This is a genomic window from Paragemmobacter straminiformis, assembly GCF_014243445.1.
In the GTDB taxonomy this organism is placed as follows: domain Bacteria; phylum Pseudomonadota; class Alphaproteobacteria; order Rhodobacterales; family Rhodobacteraceae; genus Paragemmobacter; species Paragemmobacter straminiformis.
Genome location: NZ_JACLQD010000005.1, coordinates 66,652 through 86,728, shown reverse-complemented (window position 1 = coordinate 86,728; position 20,077 = coordinate 66,652). Strand labels below are relative to the sequence as shown.

Below are 20,077 nucleotides of genomic sequence, written 5' to 3'. Positions count from 1 at the left end.
ACTGGCAAGCCCACGACCCATCGCCTATAGTCGGTGCAAGAACAGGGCAGGAGTGGATCGCGTCGATGTCGGGCAAAGGGCTGCGCAACCTCGCCTTCTTCCTGCTTCTCGCGCTTGTCGTCTATGTCGCCGGATCGGGGGGGCACTAGCATGGCCCAGCGCTTCGGCGGCAAATACAGCCCCACCCCGCAGGGCGACCCGCCCCCCCTTGCCCCCCACCGTTTCGACGGCAAGCGCCCCTCGCCCGCAGGGGGCCGCGTCAACGTTTTCTTCGTGGCCGGTCTCTTCATGCTCATCCCCGCCTTCCGTGGCGGCCCCGATGCGCTTTTCTCCGGCCTCGGCGCCACCCTTCTTCTGCTGGCCGCCGCATGGCTCACCCGCGAGGGGCTGATCGCCGAAGACGCCTATGCCGCCCGCACCCTTGCCCGCCGCCCCGCCATTCCGCGCAAGCTCTTCGCCGCCCTGCTGACCGGCGCTGGCCTTGCCCTCGGCGCGACGCTCAGCCAGCCGATGCCCTACCCGATCCTCTTCGCGCTGGCGGGGGCGGGGCTTCACCTTGCCGCCTTCGGCCTCGACCCGATGCGCGACAAGGGCGCCGCAGGGCTTGACCGGTTCCAGACCGACCGCGTCGCCCGCGCCGTGGACGAGGCCGAGCGCGCTCTGGCCGAAATGCGCGACGCCATCCTGCGCGCCCGCGACAGCGCCCTCGAAGCCCGCGTCGACAGCTTCGCCGCCACCGCCCGCGCCCTGTTCCGCACCGTCGAGGGCGACCCCGGCGATCTGACCGCCGCACGCAAATACCTGTCCGTCTATTTGTCGGGCGCCCGCGACGCGACCGTGAAATTCGCCGATTTCTACGCCGCAAGCCGCGATGCCTCGGCCCGCGCCGATTATCTTGGCCTGCTCGACGATCTCGAAACCAATTTCGCGTCCCGCACCCGTAGTTTACTTACCAACAACCGCAGCGACCTCGATGTCGAAATCGGCGTCCTGCGCGAAAGATTGCAGCGCGAGGGGTGACCCCCGCCAAACCGCAACCCGCCCGCCGTATTTCGGCGGCCCAGTCGTAAAGGTTTCACCATGCCCGAATCCATCCGCGCCGCCGCCGCAACCGCCTTGGCCGAGGTTCAGGCCGTGACCGCCGCCCTCCTGCCCGAACCCGTGGCCGAGGTGATGCCTCTGGCCACCGCCTCCGCACCGCAAGCCGCCGAAATCCGCAAGCGCATGGCCGAGGTGGACTTGGCCGATGCCGGCTCCATCCTCGCCTTCGGCTCTGCCGCGCAGGGCGAGTTGCAGGTCATCAGTCAGGAAATGCTGACCGGCGTCCGCAACAAGGACGTCGGCCCCGCCGGCGACTCGCTGCGCGAGATCGTCACGACGATCCGCGGGTTCTCGGCCTCGGAACTCGACCTTGGCCGCGACCAGAGCTGGTGGGAAAAGCTGATCGGACGCGCAAGGCCCGTGGCCGAATTCGTCGCCCGCTACGAAGAGGTGCAGGGCCAGATCGACCGCATCACCGAAAACCTGCTCGGCCACGAACACGCCCTGCTCAAGGACATCAAGTCCCTCGATATCCTCTATGCCAAGACCCTGCGCTTCTTCGACGAGCTTGGCCTTTACATCGCGGCGGGCGAAGCCAAGATCGCCGAAGCCGACAGCACGACCATCCCCGCCAAGGAAGCGCAGGTTTCCGCAGCGGCCGAGGCCGATCAGGTGAAACTCGCGCAGGAATTGCGCGACCTGCGCGCCGCCCGCGACGACCTCGACCGCCGCGTGCATGACCTGCGGCTGACGCGGCAGGTGACCATGCAATCGCTGCCCTCGATCCGCCTCGTTCAGGAAAACGACAAAAGCCTTGTGGCCAAGATCAACTCGACGCTGGTCAACACCGTCCCGCTTTGGGAAACCCAGCTGGCGCAGGCCGTCACCATCCAGCGCAGCAAGGACGCCGCCGAAGCGGTGCGCGACGCCAATGACCTGACCAACGAACTGCTGAAAGCCAATGCCGATAACCTGCAACAGGCCAACAGCATCGTCCGGCAGGAAATGGAGCGCGGCGTGTTCGACATCGAGGCGGTGAAAGCCGCAAACGCCACCCTCATCGCCACGATCGAGGAAAGCCTGCAAATCGCCGACGAGGGCAAGACGCGCCGCGCCGCTGCCGAAACCGATCTGCAAAAGCTCGAAGCCGATCTGCGCGACACGCTTTCCGCCGCCCGCGCGCGACCCGCGCCCCCCTCTGCCTGACCGACCTCTTCCAAGGCCCTCCCACAAGGAACGCTCCCCTGCGCACCCTCCGGACCACCCGCCCGCTTCTGACCGGCCTTCTGCTCGCCGGTCTCGTCGCCTGTAGCCCCGCCGTCGGCCCCGTGCCGGGCGCGGGGGCACGCCCCGAAATGCGGCCCGAAGCGGGGCCCGCCACGGGCACCGACACGCCCGCCTCGGCGGCAGCGCGGGCCCATTACGCCCGCGTGCAGGCGCAACTGCTGTCGCAGGGGCTGATGCGCACCGACGGGGGCGGGCCGGACAGCCCCTTTACCGACCGGATGCTTGCCGAAAACTTCATCCGCATCGCGCTTTACGACGAATACGCCCGCACCGCGTCCGGTCCGGTCCAGCGCACCACCGCCAGCCGCCTGCGCAAATGGGAAGCCCCCGTCCGCGTCGGCCTGCGCTTTGGCGCTTCCGTCCCGCAAGACCGCCGCGCCGCCGATACCGCCCGCATCGCCTCTTTCCTCGCGCGCCTGTCGCGGCTGACGAACCACCCCATTGGCCTGTCTGACACCAACCCCAACTTCATCGTGCAGATGGTGTCCGAAGACGAACGTCAGGCCCTCGGCCCGCAAATCCGCGCGGCCCTTCCCGGCCTCTCGCCCTCGGAAGTCGCGGGCATCACCCAGATGCCGCGCTCGACCTATTGCCTTGTCTACGCCATGTCCGAAGGCGCAAGCGCCAGCTACACCCGCGCCTATGCCGTGATCCGCGCCGAACACCCCGACCTCTTGCGCCTGTCCTGCATCCACGAGGAAATCACCCAAGGCCTCGGCCTTGCCAACGACAGCCCGATGGCCCGCCCCTCGATCTTCAACGATGACGAGGAATTCGCCCTTCTCACCCGGCAGGACGAACTGATGCTGCGCATCCTCTACAACCCCGCCCTCCGCCCCGGCATGACCGAGGCCGAGGCCCGCCCCATCGTCGAGCAACTCGCCACACGGCTGACAGGGGGCGAAAGCTGACGGCGCAGCCAAATTTCTTTCAAGAAATTTGCCGCCAGCCCGTCGCGCAAAATTCATGCCCCGCGCCACATCTCGCACGTGCGTTACACGGTGTCAGGGCTTATGCTGGCGAATGTGCAGGTCTCCATAAGGTAGGGTCAGGGAATGGTCTTCGATTTCCTCCGTGGCGAATTCATCGATGTCATCGACTGGACCGATGACACCCGCGACACGATGGTCTGGCGCTTCGAACGTCAGGGCAACGCCATCAAATACGGCGCAAAGCTCACCGTGCGCGAAGGGCAGGCCGCCGTCTTCATCCACGAAGGCCAGCTTGCCGATACCTTCGGCCCCGGCCTCTACCAGCTCGAAACCAACAACCTGCCCCTGCTCACCACGCTCCAGCACTGGGACCACGGCTTCAACTCGCCCTTCAAGTCGGAAATCTATTTCGTCTCGACCACCCGCTTCAACGACCTGAAATGGGGCACCAAGAACCCCATCATGTGCCGCGACCCCGAATTCGGCCCCGTCCGCCTGCGCGCCTTTGGCACCTATTCCATGCGCGTCGCGGACCCTGCCGTTTTCCTCAAGGAAATCGTCGGCACCGACGGCGAATTCACCGCGGACGAGGTGTCGGACCAGATCCGCAACGTCATCGTGCAGGAATTCAGCCAGACCATCGCCAAGGCGGGCATCCCCGTGCTGGACATGGCAGGCAACACCCGCGACCTTGGCAAACTCGTCGCCGATGCGATCAACCCGACCGTGGCGGGCTACGGCCTGACCCTGCCGGAATTCTACATCGAGAACATCTCGCTTCCCGAAGAGGTCGAAGCCGCACTCGACAAGCGCACCTCGGTCGGCATCGCGGGCGACCTGAACAAATACATGCAGTTCTCGGCGGCCGAGGCGATGGGCAAGGGCGGTTCGGGCGGTGATGCCATGACTGCCGGTATCGGCGCCGCGATGGGGATGAAGATGGCGCAATCCATGTCCGGCCCCTGGGGCGCCGCCCCCGGCCCCGCCGCCGCCGCACCGCCCCCGCCCCCGCCGCCACCCGCCGCCGGCCCGCTTTGGCACATCGCGGCAAATGGCGCGACCACCGGCCCCTTTGCCGAATCCGACCTTGCGGCGATGGTCGCCGCAGGCAGCCTGACCCGCGCCAGCATGGTCTGGAGCGAGGGGATGGAGGGCTGGAAAGCCGCCGCCGACACCGACCTTGCGCGGCTGTTCCGCACCACCCCGCCGCCGCCGCCGCCCGCCGCCTGAATGACCGGAGCCTGACCTATGGCTGACCAGCACTGGCCCTGCGCGCAATGCGGGGCCGACCTGCGCTTCGTGCCGGGCGCGACCGAGTTGCGCTGTGACCATTGCGGGCATGTCCAGCCCATCCCTGCCCGCCCGCAGGCCCGCAGCCGCGCCTTGGGCGAAATCCCCCTCGCCCGCGGCCTGTCCGACGACCTGACCGAGGCGCAAACCCAGACCGTGCAGTCCACCCCCTGCCCGAATTGCGGCGCGCTTGTCGAATTCAAGGGGGCCGAACACGCCACCCTCTGCCCCTTCTGCGCCACCCCCGTCGTCACCGCGACAGGCGAGACGCGCAAGATCAAGCCGCAGGCGGTGCTGCCCTTCGTCCTGTCGGAAGCCCAGGCCCGCGACGCCATGACCCGCTGGCTCGGCAGCCTGTGGTTCGCCCCCAACGGCCTTCAGGAATACGCCCGCAAGGGCCGCGCCCTCTCGGGGCTTTATGTTCCCTACTGGACCTTCGATGCCGACACGCGGTCCAGCTATCGCGGGGCGCGGGGCGACCATTACTACACCACCGAAACCTATGTCTCGGACGGCAAGACCCGCACGCGGCAGGTCCAGCACACCCGCTGGTCGGCCGCCTCCGGCCGCGTCGCGCGCGATTTCGACGATGTGCTGGTGCTGGCCAGCCAAAGCCTGCCGCGCGACTACACCGACGCGCTGGCCCCCTGGGATCTGTCGGCCCTCGAACCCTATGACGCCGACTACCTCGCCGGTTTCACCGCCGAGGGCTACACCGTCCCCCTGTCGGACGGCCATGCCATCGGGCGCGAGGTCATGGCAGGCGTCATCCGTCAGGACGTCCGCGCCGACATCGGCGGCGACGAACAGCGCATCGACGAGGTCGAGACCGACTGGTCGGAAGAAACCTTCAAGCACATCCTGCTGCCGGTCTGGATGGCCGCCTATCGCTATCAGGGACGGGCCTACCGCTTCGTGGTGAACGGGCAGACCGGCAAGGTGCAGGGCGAACGCCCGTGGTCGAAATGGAAGATCGCCTTCGCCGTGCTGCTGGCCCTTGTCGCGGCGGGAATTTTCTACGCGGTGAACCAGAACCGCTGACCGCGCGCCCGTGGCTTCGGTCGCAGGGGGGCTGTCTGCCCCCGACGGCGCGTGCCGCGCCTCCCCCCGAGGATATTTGACCGAGTATGAAAGCGGCAGGTCCGCGCGCGTTAACCTTAACGGGCGGTAAAGTCGCCGCGCAGCGCGTCTGCATCCCCCGTGCATGCCGGATTCGCCCTTGCGGCGCTTGACATGGACCCCCACCCGCCGCATCACGCGCCATCTGCGGATGAAGGGAAACACCGATGATCGACCTGAGCCGAGTCCTGACCGAGGCGCGGATTCCCGAACTGCCGAACCCCTATTTCGGCAAGGTCCGCGACTGCTACGACCTGCCCGACGGCACCCGCATCCTGATTTCCTCGGACCGCATCTCGGCCTTCGACCGCATCCTCGCCGCCATTCCCTTCAAGGGCCAGGTGCTGACACAGACGGCGAAATTCTGGTTCGAAGCCACGGCCGACATCTGCCCGAACCATGTCATCTCGTATCCCGATTCCAATGTGGTGATCGGCAAACGCCTGACCATCCTTCCCGTCGAGATCGTCGTGCGCGGCTATCTGGCGGGAACCACCGGAACCTCGGTCCTGACGCTGTACAAACAGGGGCAGCGGGCCATGTACGGCCATGTCCTGCCCGACGGGTTGCGCGACAATCAGGCCCTGCCCGCCCCGATCATCACCCCCACCTCCAAGGCCTTCGACGGCGGCCATGACGAACCGCTGACCGCGGAAGAGATTGTTTCCCAAGGGCTTTTGACGCAAAGTCAATGGGACGAAGTGTCTGGCAAGGCCCTGGCGCTCTTTGCCCGCGGGCAGAAGATGGCGGCCGAACGGGGGTTGATCCTTGTCGATACCAAATACGAATTCGGCACCGACGCGGATGGCAACATCCTGATCGCCGACGAAATCCACACCCCCGATTCCAGCCGCTACTGGCTTGCATCGGGCTACCCGCAGGCCTTTGCCGATGGCACCCGCCCGCCCTCGTTCGACAAGGATGTGATCCGCTCGTGGGTCGCCGCCCGCTGCGACCCCTATGTCGACGCGATCCCCGAAATCCCCGCCGAAATGATCGCGCAAACCGCGCAGGTCTATATCGACGCCTTCGAGGCGATCACGGGCCGGACCTTCCTTCCCGACACCACGGGCGCCACCCCGCTCGACCGGGTGCGCGCCAATCTCGCGCCGTGGTTTCGCTGACTGTTTGCGCTAACATCGCACGATGCGTTAAGGTCGTCGCAACCGGAGGAGCCGTAAAATGATTCTCAGCTGTGGCGAAGCCCTGATCGACATGCTGCCCCGCACCACGACGCTGGGCGAACCCGCCTTTTCGCCCTATGCGGGCGGCGCCGTGTTCAACACCGCCATCGCACTTGGCCGCCTTGGTGCGCCTTCGGCATTTTTCTCGGGCATTTCCAACGACATGCTCGGCCAGATCCTGACCGACACGCTCGAGGCGTCCAAGGTCGATACGCAATACTGCGCCCGCTCTGACCGGCCCACCACCGTTGCCTTCGTCAAACTGGTCAACGGTCAGGCGACCTATGCCTTCTATGACGAGAACACCGCCGGACGGCTTTTGTCGCAAGACCAGCTTCCCGTCCTTCCGGCCGGCATCACCACGCTTTTCTTCGGCGGCATCAGCCTTGTGAACGACCCCGCCGCCAGCACCTACGAGGCGTTGCAGACCCGCGAGGCGGCAACCCGCGTCACCATGATCGACCCCAACATCCGCCCCGGTTTCATCGCCGGGAAAGAGGCCGCATACCGCGCCCGCATCGAGCGGATGATCGCGCGGGCCGATATCGTGAAACTGTCGGACGAGGATCTGCATTGGCTGGCAGGCGCTGGCGACCTGACGGCCCTTGCCCGCCAGATCCTTGAAAAGGGGCCGAAAATCGTCTTCATCACCGAAGGTGCCGCAGGCGCGCGGGCCGTCACGGCCACGCAGAACCGCTTCGTCGCCGCAACCCGCGTGACCGTGGCCGATACCGTCGGCGCGGGCGATACCTTCAACGCAGGCGCGCTTGCCGCCCTGCATGACGCGGGCGCGCTGACCAAAGCCGCCCTTGCCACCGTCTCCGACGCCACGCTCGATGCGGCCCTCACCCTCGGCACCCGCGCCGCTGCGGTGACGGTGTCACGCCCCGGCGCGAACCCGCCCTGGCGCCACGAACTGTGAGGGCGGTCCTCCAGCGCGTCAGCCAGGCCCGCGTCACCGTCGACGGCACGGTCACGGGCGAGATCGGCGCCGGGCTTCTCATCCTGATCTGCGCGATGGAGGGCGACACCGACGCGCAGGCCCGCCAGATGGCCGCGAAAATCGCCAAGATGCGGATATTCAAGGACGATCAGGGCAAGATGAACCTCTCGGTCCGCGACATCGGGGGGTCCGCCCTCATCGTCTCGCAATTCACCCTCGCCGCCGACCTGCGCGGCAACCGCCCCGGTTTCTCGACCGCCGCCAAACCCGACGAAGGCCGCCGCCTTTACGAGCTGTTCACCGACGGCATGAAGGCCGAGGGCATCCCCACGCAGAACGGCATCTTCGCCGCAGACATGGCGGTTTCGCTGACGAACGATGGCCCCGTCACCATCTGGGTCGAGCTTTAGACACGCTCCCAGGCGGCCGTGAATGTCCCCAGCACCGCGCGCAGCCGCGCCTCGTCCACCTCGGCGGAACAGGTGATCTGCGCCACCAGACCGCGTTTCTTGTCCTCGGTCACCGCAGCCACGCGGGCGGGCAGCCCGGCCCCCGCAAGCGCCGCGTCAAAGACCCGCGCAATCGCCTTGCGCCGCAGGTCGGGCTTGAACACCTTGCCCACCGCCGTCTTGGGCAGGTCGGGCAGGACCTCGATGTATTTCGGCACCGCCGCCCGTTCGCCGATATGCGCGGCGGCAAAGGCCAGCAGCGCCTCGGCCCCGACATCCTGCCCCTTGACCAGTTCGACATAGGCGCAAGGCAACTCGCCCGCATGGGCATCGGGCTGGCCGATGGCCCCCACCATCGCCACCGCCTCGTGCTTCATCAGCGCATCCTCGATGGTCGCGGGGTCGATGTTATGCCCGCCACGGATGATCAGGTCCTTGGCCCGCCCCGTGATGAACACGTAGCCATCCGCATCGACCCGCCCCAGATCACCCGTCCGCAAAAACCGCCCCTCGGCGAAGAGGTCGCGGTTCTTGTCCACCTCGGTATAGGTCGAGCCTTCGTAAACCCCCGGATTGGCGACACAGATCTCGCCCACCTCGTCCACGCCGCATTCGCGGAACCCCTCGCCCGTCTTTTGCAATATCCGCAGATGCGTATAGGGAAAGGGCAGCCCGACCGACCCGATCTTCTTCTCGCCCTCGGGCGGGTTCACGGCCACCAGACAGGTGCATTCCGTCAGCCCGTAGCCTTCGATGATGTCGATCCCCGTGGCCTTCTTGAACCGCGCATACAGTTCTACCGGCAGCGCCGCAGACCCCGAGAACGCGCTTTTCAGACTGGTGATATCGGCATCGATCGGCCGCTGCATCAGCGCGGCCAGCGCCGTCGGCACGGTGATAAGATAGGTGCAGCGCCACCGCTCGACCAGCTTCCACAGGTTGTCCATCACCCCCTCGCCCCGATAACCCGCAGGCGTGGGAAAGACGACATGCGCCCCCGAGGCGATCATCGACATCAACACAGGATAGGCCGCGAACACATGGAACAGCGGCAGCGGGCACATCACTACATCGGTTTCCCGAAACAGCAGGCGCTGCCCCAGCCAGCCGTTGTAGACCATGCCCGACACCTTGTGTTGCGCCACCTTGGGCATGCCCGTGGTGCCGCCGGTGTGGAAATAAGCGGCCACCCGATCCTCGCGCCCTTCGGTGAATTCAAGCGCGTCCGACCGGTGCCGCGCCATCTCGTCGCGCAAGCCCCTGACCACCGCGGCGTGCGAAACGGCGTCCTTGGGCCGCAGCAGCGGCACGATCCACGATTTCGGCGGCGTCAGATAGCGCAGCAGATCGACCTCGAGCACCACGCGCACCTTGGGCGCATGTTTCACCGCCTCGGCGACCTTCTGCGCCACATCGGTCTTGGGAAAGGCGCGCAGGGTGACAACCACCTTGGCCCCCGTCTCGCGCAGGATCGCGCTGATCTGCTCGGCCTCGAGCAGCGGGTTGATCGGGTTCACGATCCCCGCAACCGCCCCGCCCAGCAGAACCACCGCCGTTTCCAGACAGTTGGGCAGCACATAGGCGACGACATCGCTTTCCCCGACACCCTGCGCCCGCAGCATGTTGGCGGCCTGCGTCACCTCGGCGAACAGCGCCTCCCATGTCAGGGTCAGGGCCTTGGCCTTTGGATCGGAAAGGATCTGGAAGCTGATCGCGGGCCGCGCCCCGTGGCTGTCACGGGCGCGGCGCAAGAAACTGTGCAGCGTCCGCGCCACGTCGCGCTTGTCCCAAGGCATCTCGGCCTCGATGGCCTTCAGGTCCGCCAGATTGGCAAACGTGGTCATGGCGCTTCCCCCCTTCGACGGCCCCGCATGTGCCTGCGGGTGCCTGTCCGAAAGATGGGGGCAAAGCGCGCGCCCCGCAAGGCCGCGCTCGGCGCGCGCCCCGCGCCGCCGCGTTCTCGCCCCCGGACCTGCCCGCCTTCAGACCTGCCTGCCTTCAGACCTGCCCGCCTTCAGACCTGCCCATCGGTGAACTGCAACCGCGCCAGCCGCGCATAAAGCCCGCCCTCGGCGACCAGCGCCTCATGCGTGCCGGTGGCGACGATCTGCCCGTGGTCGAACACCACGATCCGGTCGGCCCGCTTCACCGTCGCCAGCCGATGCGCCACGACAAGCGTGGTGCGCCCTTCCGACAGGCTTTCCACGGCAGCCTGCACCGCCCGCTCGCTTTCGGCGTCAAGCGCACTCGTCGCCTCGTCCAGCAGCAGCACCTTGGCATCGCGCAGAATGGCCCGCGCGATGGCGACCCGCTGCTTCTGCCCGCCCGACAGCATCACCCCGCGCTCGCCCAGCCATGTGTCATAGCCCTGCGGCAAGGCCGACAGGAAATCATGCGCCGCCGCCGCCTTTGCCGCGGCCTCCACCTCGGCATCGGTGGCATCGGGGCGGCCGAAGCGGATGTTCTCGCGCGCGCTGGCGGCAAAGATCACGGGGTCTTGCGGCACAAGCGCCACGGCGCGGCGGAAATCGGCACGCTCCATCTCGCGCAGGTCGATCCCGTCGAACCGCACCACCCCCGATTGCGGATCATAAAAGCGCATCAAAAGCTGCAAGATCGTGGTCTTGCCCGCCCCCGAAGGACCGACCAGCGCCACCGTCTCGCCCGGACGCACCACCAGCGACACGCCCCTCAGCGCCGAAACCTCGGGCCGCGCCGGATAGCGAAAGGTCACATCGTCGAACACGATCTCGCCGCGCACAGGGCGCGGCAAGGCGCGGGGGCTGGCCGGATCGTTCACCGAATCCTCGGCCCCCAGCATCTCGACCAGCCGCTCGGTCGCCCCTGCCGCCCGCTGCACCTCGCCCCATATTTCCGACAGGGCGCCAACGGCGCCGGCCACCATCACGGCATAGATCACGAATTGCACCAGCTCGCCCGGGCTCATCGCGCCCGCCCGCACATCGCGCGCGCCGATCCACAAGACCCCGACAATCCCCGTGAACGTCAGGAAAATCACGATCACCGTCATCAGCGACCGCACCTTCACCCGCGTCTGGGCCGAGGCATAGGCCTTCTCGGTCACCTCGGCGAAAGCCGCCCGCGTCTGCCCTTCATGCGTAAAGGCCTGCACCGTCTGCACCGCCGACAGCGCCTCCGACGCCGACCCGGACGAGGCCGCGATCCAGTCCTGATTCTCGCGGCTCAGCACCCGCAGGCGGCGGCCAAGGAACACGATCGGCAGCACGATGGCCGGCACGATCAGCAAGACCAGCCCCGTCAGCTTGGCCGAGGTCAGCATCAGAAGCGCCAAGCCCCCCACCAGCATCAGCACATTGCGCAGCGCGACCGAAACCGATGACCCGATCAACGACAGGATCAGCGTCGTATCCGTGGTGATCCGGCTCAGAACCTCGCCCGTCAGAAGCCTTTCGTAAAAGGCGGGCGACATCCCCATCACGCGGTCGAACAGCGCGCGGCGGATATCGGCTACGACCCGCTCGCCCAAACGCGTGACAAAGTAGTAGCGCACCCCCGTGCCCAGCGCGAGCAGCGCGGCAATCACCAGCGCCGCGCCGAAATACTGGTCAAGCAGGGCGACATCCTTGTTGAAGCCGTCCACCACCCGCCGCACCGCCAGCGGCAGCACAAGGCTCATTCCCGCCGTCACCACCAGCGCCAGCCCCGCCAGCGCCGACATCGTCCGGTACGGCCGCAGAAAGGGCATCAGCCCGCGCAAGGCCCCCACCCGTTTCGAGGCGGGGCGGTCGATCAACGTGTCGTTACGGGCCATGTCGCTTCCTGTCGTTGCGCTGCGTCGGTTTATCACCCACAGACGTGCGGGCAAGCACCGGCTTTGTCGCGCCCCCTACCCGCAGACGGGTTGCTGTGTCACGATGCCGTGTCAGCCCGTGCAGCAAGGGGGGATCCGATGATCACCACGGTCGTTTTCGATGCCTATGGCACGCTGTTCGATGTCACTTCGGCGGCCCGCCGCGCCGCTGCCGAACCGGGGGGAGAGGCCTTGGGCGACGCATGGCCCCGCCTTGCCGCCGACTGGCGCAGGAAGCAGCTCGAATACACATGGCTGCGTACCCTGATCGGCGACTATGCCGATTTCGCCACCGTCACCGCCGATGCGCTCGACTGGGTGCTTGACGCCCATGACCTGACCGACCCTGCCCTGCGCACCCGCCTTCTGGGCCTTTTCGACACGCTCCTTGCCTTTCCCGAAGCCCCCGAGGTGCTGTCGAACCTGAAAGCCTCGGGCTACAAGCTCGCGATCCTGTCGAACGGCACACCCGCCATGCTGGCGCAGGCCTGCACCGCAGCGGGCATCGCCGACCGGTTCGACGCGGTGCTCTCGGTCGAGTCGGTGCGCCAGTACAAACCCGTCCACCACATCTACGCGCTGGTCGAAGCCCGCCTCGGCGCCAAGCCCGCGCAAACCCTCTTCGTCTCGGCCAACGGCTGGGACATCGCGGGGGCGGCGCATTTCGGCCTCTGGACCGCATGGGTCAACCGCGACGCCGCCCCCGTCGACCGCCTGCCGCAACGCCCCGCCCATATCGTCCCCGACCTCACCCACCTCGCACGGCTGCTGCAATGACCCTGTTCTTCACAGCCCCCGACGGCGCCCGCCTCGCCTATTCCGACACGGGCACCGGCCTGCCGCTTCTGTGCTTGCCCGGTCTCACCCGCACGATGGCCGATTTCGACTACCTCGCCCCGCACCTTCCACCCCTGCGCCTGATCCGCATGGACTATCGCGGGCGCGGCCAAAGCGAATGGACCGGCGCCGCCACCTACACCATCCCGACCGAGGCTGCGGATGCCATGGCCCTGCTCGACCATCTCGGCGTCGAACGGGCCGCCATCCTCGGCACCTCGCGCGGAGGATTGATCGGCATGGTCCTCGCGGCCATCGCCAAACCCCGCCTGACGGGCCTGTGCCTCAACGACATCGGCCCCGTGATCGACCGCGACGGCCTCGCCCGCATCGCGGATTACATCGGCCGCAACCCCACCCCCAAAACCCACGCCGCCTTGGCCGAAGCCTATCCCCGCTCGATGCCCGGTTTCACCGGCGTCCCCCTGTCACGCTGGAGACAGGAGGCCGAAACCCACTACACCCAAACCCCCGACGGCCTGCGCATCACCTATGACCCCGCCCTGCGCGACAGCTTCGCCGCCAGCCTTGCCGCCCCCGCCGCCGATGCTTGGCCGCTCTTCGATGCCTGCGCGGGCCTGCCGCTGGCGCTGATCCGCGGCGCGAACTCCGACCTTCTCTCTGCCGGAACCGCCGCCGAAATGCGCCGCCGCCGCCCCGACATGATCTTCGCCACGGTCCCCGACCGCGCCCATATCCCCTTCCTCGACGAACCCGAATCCCTCGCCGCGATCCACGCCTTCCTGAAAGCCTGCACCGCATGACCTCGCTCGCCCTGATCGAAGCCGCCGCCAGACGCCTGCACGGCCACGCCCGCGAAACGCCGCTGCTGAACGCGCCGCTTCTCGACGCCATCGCCCGCCGCCGCGTCTTCGTCAAAGCCGAGTGTCTGCAACTGACAGGCTCGTTCAAGTTCCGGGGCGGCTGGTCCGCCATCTCGGCCCTGCCACCCGAAGCCCGCAGCAGGGGCGTGCTGGCCTTCTCCTCCGGCAACCATGCCCAAGGCGTGGCCCTCGCCGCACAGCGCCACGGCATCGCCGCCGTGATCCTGATGCCCGCCGACGCGCCCGATGTCAAAATCGACAACACCCGCGCCTACGGGGCCGAAGTCATCCTTTACGACCGCGCGACCGAGGACCGCGACGCCCTCGGCGCCACCCTCACGGCCCGGCGCGGCCTGACGCTGGTAAAACCCTATGACGACCCGCAGGTCATCGCGGGCCAGGGCACCATCGGCCTTGAAATCGCCGCCCAGACCCGCGCCCTCGGCATCACCGAAGCCGCCGTCATCGCCTGCTGCGGCGGGGGCGGGCTGTCGTCGGGCATCGCCCTCGCCCTCGAACCCCACGCAGGCTTCCGCCTCCATACCGCCGAACCCGCAGGCTTCGACGACATGGCCCGTTCGCTTGCCAGCGGGGCGCGCGAAACCAACCCCGCCGCCACGGGCAGCCTGTGCGATGCGATCCTCACCCCCACCCCCGGCGCGCTGACCTTTCCCATCCTGCGCCGCCTCGCGGGGCGCGGCTGCGTCGTCACCGACGATCAGGCCCTTCAGGCCATGTCGCTTGCCTTCGCCCATCTGCGTATCGTGCTGGAACCGGGCGGTGCCGTGGCACTCGCCGCCGCCCTCTTTGCCCCCGACCTGCCCGATACCGTGATCGTCACCGCCTCCGGCGGCAACGTCGACCCCGCCATCTTCCGCACGGCGCTCGACCGCTTCCCTGCCTGAGCGTTCCGCACCTTCCGCCGCCCCGAACCGCCAGAACAGCCGCACAATGCCCCAGATCTTCCTTCCCGACCTGCGCCTTCACGCCGAACTCTCCGGCCCCGGAAACGGCGCGCCGCTCGTCCTTCTCCATGCCCTCGGCCTCGACAGCAGCATCTGGGACGACCTCCTCCCCCTCCTGCCGCCAAGCTTGCGCATCCTCCGCCTCGACCTGCGCGGACACGGCCGCTCCGACACGCCCGCCCCGCCCTATGCGATGGGCGCGCTGATCCGTGACACCGAACGCGCGATGGACCATTTCAGGCTAAGGGACGCAGCCCTCCTCGGCCTCTCGATCGGCGGCCTTGTCGCACAGGGGCTTGCCGTCAAACGGCTCGACCTTGTCCGCGCGCTGATCCTGTCGAACACCGCCGCCAAGATCGGCCGCCCCGAGACATGGCAACCCCGCATCGACGCCGTGGCACAGGGCGGGATGGCGGCGATCACCGCCCCCACGCTGGAACGCTGGCTGGGCCGCACCTGGGCCACCCACCCCGCCGAACCCCGCCTCCGCGCCCTGCTCCTGCACGCCGACCCGAAGGGCTGGACAGGCTGCGCCGCCGCCATCTCAGGCACCGACTTCTACCAGACCACCGCCACCCTGCGCCTGCCCACCCTTGCCATCGCAGGGGCCAACGACGCCTCCACCCCGCCCGATCTGGTTCGTGAAACCGCCGACCTCATCCCCGGCCACCGCTTCGCCCTGATGCGCGGCACGGGCCATATCCCGCCCGTCGAGAAGCCCGCCGAATACGCCGCCCTGATCGGCCAGTTCCTGACGGACATCGGCCATGCCTGACCTTCTCCTCCTGCATGGCGCCTGCCACGGCGCTTGGGCATGGGACGCCGTGATCCCCGCCCTCGCGGCCCGGGGTCTCGCCGCCCGCGCCATCGACCTGCCCGCCTGCGGGGCCGACCCCACGCCCGCCGCCCAAGTCACCCTTCTCACCACCGCCCGCGCCATCCTGAAGGCGGCCACCACCCCCACCATCCTTGTCGCCCATTCCGCCGCAGGCTTTCCCGCCACCCTCGCCGCCGGGCTCGACCCGTCAAGGATTACCGCCCTCGTCTACCTCGCCGCATGGGTCCCCGCCCCCGACCGCAGCTTGGCCGACATGCGCCGCGCATGGCCCGACCCGCCACTGCGCCACGCCTTCCGCCTGTCACCTGACCGCCTCACCTTCACGTTCGACCCCGACCGCGCAGCCGACCTCTTCTTCCACGACTGCCCGCCCGACATCGCCGCCGCCGCCCTGTCGCGCCTGACCCCGCAACCGCTGGCGACACAGGAAACCGCCCTCCCCCCGAACGCCCTCCCCTCTAACGCCTTCGCCCCGACCGCCCTCCCCCCGACCACCCGCGCCACCGAGGCCCCGCCCCGCCACTACATCCGCACGACAGCCGACCGCGCCATCCCCCCCGCCCTGCAAACCGAAATGGCACGGGGCTGCACCCTCACCGACCTGCCCACAGGCCATTCCCCCTTTCTTTCCGCCCCCGAAGCACTGGCGCAACGGCTCGCGGAAATCCACGCATCGACCCTGTCGCGCGCCGCCTCTCCGCGCTAGCCTCCGGCCTGCCCGACCCACGGGCCGGACACCGCAATGCAAAACCGCCTGCCGCTGATCTTCATCCTGCTCACCGTCACGCTCGACGCCATCGGCATCGGCCTGATCTTTCCGGTCATGCCCGACCTGATCCGCAGCGTGACCCACGGCGATCTAAGTCAGGCCGCCATCTGGGGCGGCATCCTCTCCACCTCTTTCGCGGTGATGCAATTTCTGTTTGGCCCCGTGATCGGCTCGCTGTCAGACCGCTACGGCCGCCGCCCGATCCTGCTTGTCTCGCTGCTGATCATGGGGCTCGACTACATCGTGCTGGCCCTTGCCCCCACGATCTGGCTCCTGCTTCTGGGCCGCATCGTCGCAGGGATAGCGGCGGCGACCTACTCCACCGCCACCGCCTTCATCGCCGACATCACGCCCCCCGAACAGCGCGGCGCGCGCTTCGGCCTGATCGGGGCCTGCTTCGGCGTGGGCTTCGTCCTCGGCCCGCTGATGGGCGGCCTGCTCTCGACCCTTTCCCTCCACGCGCCCTTCTTCGCCGCCGCCATCCTCGCCTTCGCCAACCTCGCGCTTGGCTATTTCGTCCTGCCAGAAACCGTGACCGACGACACGCGCCGCCCCTTCGCCCTCTCCCGCGCCAATCCGGCAGGCGCACTGCGCGCCGTGGCGCGCCTGCCGGGCCTGCGCCGCGTGCTGGTCACCTTCCTGATCCTCGGCATCGCGATGAACGTCTACCCCGCGATCTGGGCCTATTTCGGTCAGGCACGCTTCGGCTGGGACAGCCGCATGGTCGGCATCTCTCTCGCCATCTACGGCATCTCCTTCGCCATCGGCCAAGCCCTGCTCGTCGGCCCGATGATCCGCCGCTTCGGCGAACACCGCGCCGCGCATTACGGCATGTGGGTCGACATCACGACCCTCGCCGCCCTCGGCCTCGTCACCTCGGGCACGGCCGCGCTTGTCATCACCCCCGTCACCGCATTGGGCGGGGCGGTCACGCCTGCCTTGCAAGCCCTCGCCTCCCGCTCCGCCCCCGCCGACGCGCAGGGAGAGCTTCAGGGCGTCCTCGCCTCGCTCAACGCCATCGCCATGATCACCGCCCCCCTCGTGATGACCTCGATCTTCTCGGCCTTCACCGCCCCCTCCGCGCCGGTCTACGCCCCCGGCGCGCCCTTCCTGCTGGCCTCGGCGCTGATGGTTCTGGCCCTCGTCATCCACCTCGGCAACCGGCCGAAAGCCTGAAAGCGTCACCCAAGGGTCGCAAACCGCAGCGCCCTTCCCTCTCCCCCGCTTCACCTTTGGCCAAATACTCTGCGGGGGGCGCGGGGGGCGCAATGCCCCCCGTCCTCCGCCAGCCAAGGGTGCCGCCATGAAACTCAAGGACCTCGAAATCTTCGTCGTGGCCCCCCCCTTCCCGGGATGGGGCGGGCGCTACTGGATCTTCACCAAACTCACCACCGACAACGGCATCACCGGCTACGGCGAATGCTACGCCTCCACCGTCGGGCCAAAGGCGATGATCGCGGTGATCGAGGATGTGTTCGAACGCCACATGCTGGGCCAGTCGCCCGAGAACATCGAATGGATGTTCCGCCGCGCCTATTCCTCGGGCTTCACCCAGCGCCCCGACCCCACCGTGATGGGCGCCTTCTCCGGCCTTGAAATCGCCTGCTGGGACATCCTTGGCAAAGCCCGCAACCGCCCCGTCTGGGCGCTTCTGGGCGGCAAGATGAATGACCGCATCCGCAGCTACACCTACCTCTACCCCGAACCGGGCAACGAATCGCCCGACTTCTGGGTCGATCCCGATGCCGCCGCAAGCGCCGCCCTGCGCTTTGCCGACCTCGGCTTTACGGCGGTCAAATTCGACCCCGCAGGCCCCTACACCATCCGCGGCGGCCACGAACCGGCCATGTCCGACATCACCCGCTCGGTCGCCTTCTGCAAGGCGATCCGCGAGGCCGTGGGCGACCGCGTCGACCTCCTCTTCGGCACGCACGGGCAATTCACCACACCCGGCGCCATCCGCATGGGGCGCGAACTCGAACCCTACAACCCGCTCTGGTACGAAGAACCGATCCCGCCCGACAACCTTCTGGAATTCGCCGAGGTCGCAAAATCCGTCCGCGTCCCCCTCGCCACGGGCGAACGGCTGACGACCAAATACGAATTCGGCGCGCTTTTGCGCCACGGCGGGGTTAAAATCCTGCAACCCGCCCTCGGGCGCGTGGGCGGCATATGGGAGGCGAAGAAGATCGCCGCCATGGCCGAAATTTTCAACGCCGAAATGGCCCCCCACCTTTATGCAGGCCCCGTGGAATGGGCGGCGAACATCCATTTCGCGGCCTCCATCCCCAACCTGCTCATCGCCGAAACCATCGAGACGGGCGGGGCCTTCCACCTCAAACTCATCAAGAATTCGATCAAATGGGAGGGCGGCTACATCCTTCCCCCCGATGCCCCGGGCCTCGGCATCGAATTCGACGAAGATGTCGCCCGCGCCCATCCCTTCACCGGAACCGGCCTGCACCTGCAAATGCAGGAAGCGCCTTGCGACTATTCCAACGGCAACCGCTTCGAAGGCGGCGCACCCGCGACGATGGACCAGAAATAAAGGGGGGCGCTTTCGCGCCCCCCGCAAATTTCTTCAAAGAAATTTGCAAATCCGTCCGGACGGATTTGGAGCGGCGGAACGGATTCGAACCGTCCTCTCGAGGGTGGAAACCTCGGGCACAACCCCTATACCACCGCCGCATACCTTAAGGCCCCGAAGGGAACGTCCCCCTCCTGACCGCTGATCCGGAAGATCCCTGCCCTATGCGCCGGGCCACGGGGCCAACCGTTCCGCAAGCCGCTTCCGCGCCTCGGGCCTTTTGTGAAGGATTGGCGATCCCGGGAGGACTCGAACCCCCGACCCGCCGCTTAGAAGGCGGCTGCTCTATCCAGCTGAGCTACGGGACCGTTTTGCTGTTTTGCGACAAGCACCGAAGCGGCGCAAGCGGTCACTCACAGATGCAGCGTCATGAAAACGCTGTTCGGGTCGGCCCAATATCCCTCGAACGGCTCGCAATCCACGAATCCCGCCCGAGTATACAGCGCCCGCGCCGCCACGAATGTCGGCTGCACCCCGGTCTCGAGGCTCAGCCGTCTCAGCCCCTCGGCCCGCGCCTCGGCAACCAGATGGTCGAGCATCATCTTCGACAGCCCGCGCCCGCGATTCTCGGCCAGCACATGCATCGACTTGATCTCGGCATGGCCCGCATCGATCCGCTTGAACGCGCCCATGCCCACCGGCACCCCGCCGTCGCGCAACACGAAAAACCGGATCAGCGGCGACTGAAGCTGCCCCGCATCCATCATATGGATGCTTTCGGGCGGCGTGTCGGCATGCATATCGGCCGTATGACGCCGGAACAGCAGGCCAAGGTCGGCCCCGAGCGGGCTTTCCTGCGTGATCGTCAGCATCAGTGCGTCCAGGCGCCCTTGCGGTCGGTGGCGAAATTCTCGCCATATCCGCGCGGACGGATCACCGGCTTGCGGGCCTTGGGCTCGGTCACCTCGACCTCGATCCCGCGCGCCGTGGCATAGGCCTCGGCCGCCTCGCGCGTGTCGAACCGCAACCGGACCTGCGCCTGCGTATCATCGCTCGAGGTCCAGCCCATCAGCGGATCGACCTCGCGCTCCGATGCGGGCGCGAATTCCAGCACCCATCCCTTGGCCTTGGCCGTTCCAGACTGCATGGCGGTCTTGGCAGGTTGGTAGATGCGTGCGCGCATGGATCGGGCCTCCTGAATGTCAGGGTCTTATGGTCTAAAACCGTTGAAAAGTGCAAG

19 protein-coding genes and 2 tRNA genes are annotated in these 20,077 nt (G+C 67.6%); 15 read left to right on the top strand and 6 right to left on the bottom strand.

Translation table 11 applies throughout. From position 1 onward, the window contains the following. Positions 1-150 precede the first annotated feature (150 nt). The 8 genes from H7F16_RS16000 to dtd all read left to right on the top strand — a co-directional run bounded on the left by H7F16_RS16000 (position 151) and on the right by dtd (position 8,206). Positions 151-1,020: a 5-bromo-4-chloroindolyl phosphate hydrolysis family protein gene (locus H7F16_RS16000; protein WP_185798638.1), complete on the top strand. Its 870-nt coding sequence runs from the start codon at positions 151-153 to the stop codon at positions 1,018-1,020. Positions 1,021-1,080: 60 nt separating this feature from the next. Further along, complete coding sequence (locus H7F16_RS15995; protein ID WP_185798637.1) at positions 1,081-2,247, top strand: toxic anion resistance protein; 1,167 nt, start codon at positions 1,081-1,083, stop codon at positions 2,245-2,247. A gap of 149 nt (positions 2,248-2,396) precedes the next feature. After that, positions 2,397-3,239 (top strand): DUF2927 domain-containing protein, encoded by an 843-nt coding sequence (locus H7F16_RS15990; protein WP_185798636.1) that lies wholly within the window; start codon positions 2,397-2,399, stop codon positions 3,237-3,239. 144 nt (positions 3,240-3,383) lie between these two features. Further along, positions 3,384-4,490 (top strand): SPFH domain-containing protein, encoded by a 1,107-nt coding sequence (locus H7F16_RS15985; protein WP_185798635.1) that lies wholly within the window; start codon positions 3,384-3,386, stop codon positions 4,488-4,490. An 18-nt stretch (positions 4,491-4,508) separates the two neighbouring features. Beyond that, positions 4,509-5,591, top strand: a complete 1,083-nt coding sequence (locus tag H7F16_RS15980; RefSeq protein ID WP_185798634.1) for a TFIIB-type zinc ribbon-containing protein — start codon at positions 4,509-4,511, stop codon at positions 5,589-5,591. 245 nt (positions 5,592-5,836) lie between these two features. Then, the gene (locus H7F16_RS15975) at positions 5,837-6,793 is read left to right on the top strand and encodes a phosphoribosylaminoimidazolesuccinocarboxamide synthase (RefSeq protein WP_185798633.1); all 957 of its coding nucleotides are present in this window, start codon (positions 5,837-5,839) and stop codon (positions 6,791-6,793) included. Between the two features lie 58 nt (positions 6,794-6,851). Then, positions 6,852-7,775, top strand: a complete 924-nt coding sequence (locus tag H7F16_RS15970; protein ID WP_185798632.1) for a carbohydrate kinase family protein — start codon at positions 6,852-6,854, stop codon at positions 7,773-7,775. Further along, a complete protein-coding gene (gene dtd / locus H7F16_RS15965) occupies positions 7,772-8,206 on the top strand; it encodes a D-aminoacyl-tRNA deacylase (protein WP_185798631.1) in 435 nt (144 codons plus the stop codon). Before H7F16_RS15970 ends, dtd begins: the two co-directional genes overlap by 4 nt. Here the strand turns inward: dtd and H7F16_RS15960 are convergent. Then, positions 8,203-10,089: an acyl-CoA synthetase gene (locus tag H7F16_RS15960; RefSeq protein WP_185798630.1), complete on the bottom strand. Its 1,887-nt coding sequence runs from the start codon at positions 10,087-10,089 to the stop codon at positions 8,203-8,205. The two genes, dtd and H7F16_RS15960, sit on opposite strands and share 4 nt — an antisense overlap. A gap of 170 nt (positions 10,090-10,259) precedes the next feature. Next, positions 10,260-12,038, bottom strand: a complete 1,779-nt coding sequence (locus tag H7F16_RS15955; RefSeq protein ID WP_185798629.1) for an ABC transporter transmembrane domain-containing protein — start codon at positions 12,036-12,038, stop codon at positions 10,260-10,262. Between the two features lie 138 nt (positions 12,039-12,176). On the opposite strand from H7F16_RS15955, the gene H7F16_RS15950 reads away from it, so the two are divergent. The 7 genes from H7F16_RS15950 to H7F16_RS15920 all read left to right on the top strand — a co-directional run bounded on the left by H7F16_RS15950 (position 12,177) and on the right by H7F16_RS15920 (position 18,858). Next, positions 12,177-12,854: a haloacid dehalogenase type II gene (locus H7F16_RS15950; protein ID WP_185798628.1), complete on the top strand. Its 678-nt coding sequence runs from the start codon at positions 12,177-12,179 to the stop codon at positions 12,852-12,854. Then, positions 12,851-13,678 (top strand): alpha/beta fold hydrolase, encoded by an 828-nt coding sequence (locus H7F16_RS15945; protein ID WP_185798627.1) that lies wholly within the window; start codon positions 12,851-12,853, stop codon positions 13,676-13,678. Before H7F16_RS15950 ends, H7F16_RS15945 begins: the two co-directional genes overlap by 4 nt. After that, positions 13,675-14,643, top strand: a complete 969-nt coding sequence (locus H7F16_RS15940; protein ID WP_185798626.1) for a threonine ammonia-lyase — start codon at positions 13,675-13,677, stop codon at positions 14,641-14,643. Before H7F16_RS15945 ends, H7F16_RS15940 begins: the two co-directional genes overlap by 4 nt. 46 nt (positions 14,644-14,689) lie before the next feature. After that, the gene (pcaD, locus tag H7F16_RS15935; RefSeq protein ID WP_185798625.1) at positions 14,690-15,478 is read left to right on the top strand and encodes a 3-oxoadipate enol-lactonase; all 789 of its coding nucleotides are present in this window, start codon (positions 14,690-14,692) and stop codon (positions 15,476-15,478) included. Then, on the top strand, positions 15,471-16,247 hold the full coding sequence (locus tag H7F16_RS15930) for an alpha/beta fold hydrolase (protein WP_185798624.1): 777 nt from the start codon (positions 15,471-15,473) through the stop codon (positions 16,245-16,247). Before pcaD ends, H7F16_RS15930 begins: the two co-directional genes overlap by 8 nt. A gap of 36 nt (positions 16,248-16,283) precedes the next feature. Continuing rightward, positions 16,284-17,486 carry a TCR/Tet family MFS transporter gene (locus H7F16_RS15925; RefSeq protein WP_185798623.1) on the top strand — a complete coding sequence of 401 codons (1,203 nt, stop codon included), beginning with the start codon at positions 16,284-16,286 and terminating at the stop codon, positions 17,484-17,486. Between the two features lie 127 nt (positions 17,487-17,613). After that, the gene (locus H7F16_RS15920; protein WP_185798622.1) at positions 17,614-18,858 is read left to right on the top strand and encodes a mandelate racemase/muconate lactonizing enzyme family protein; all 1,245 of its coding nucleotides are present in this window, start codon (positions 17,614-17,616) and stop codon (positions 18,856-18,858) included. Positions 18,859-18,924: 66 nt separating this feature from the next. On the opposite strand, the gene H7F16_RS15915 is transcribed toward H7F16_RS15920, so the two are convergent. From H7F16_RS15915 to H7F16_RS15900, 4 genes are all read right to left on the bottom strand, one after another. Further along, a tRNA-Gly gene (locus tag H7F16_RS15915) sits at positions 18,925-18,998 on the bottom strand. Between the two features lie 130 nt (positions 18,999-19,128). Continuing rightward, positions 19,129-19,205, bottom strand: a tRNA-Arg gene (locus H7F16_RS15910). Positions 19,206-19,250: 45 nt separating this feature from the next. Next, positions 19,251-19,709 (bottom strand): GNAT family N-acetyltransferase, encoded by a 459-nt coding sequence (locus H7F16_RS15905; RefSeq protein WP_185798621.1) that lies wholly within the window; start codon positions 19,707-19,709, stop codon positions 19,251-19,253. Next, positions 19,709-20,020, bottom strand: coding sequence for an ETC complex I subunit (locus H7F16_RS15900; protein WP_185798620.1), 312 nt, complete (start codon positions 20,018-20,020; stop codon positions 19,709-19,711). The genes H7F16_RS15905 and H7F16_RS15900 overlap by 1 nt, the downstream gene beginning before the upstream one ends. Positions 20,021-20,077: the final 57 nt, after the last annotated feature.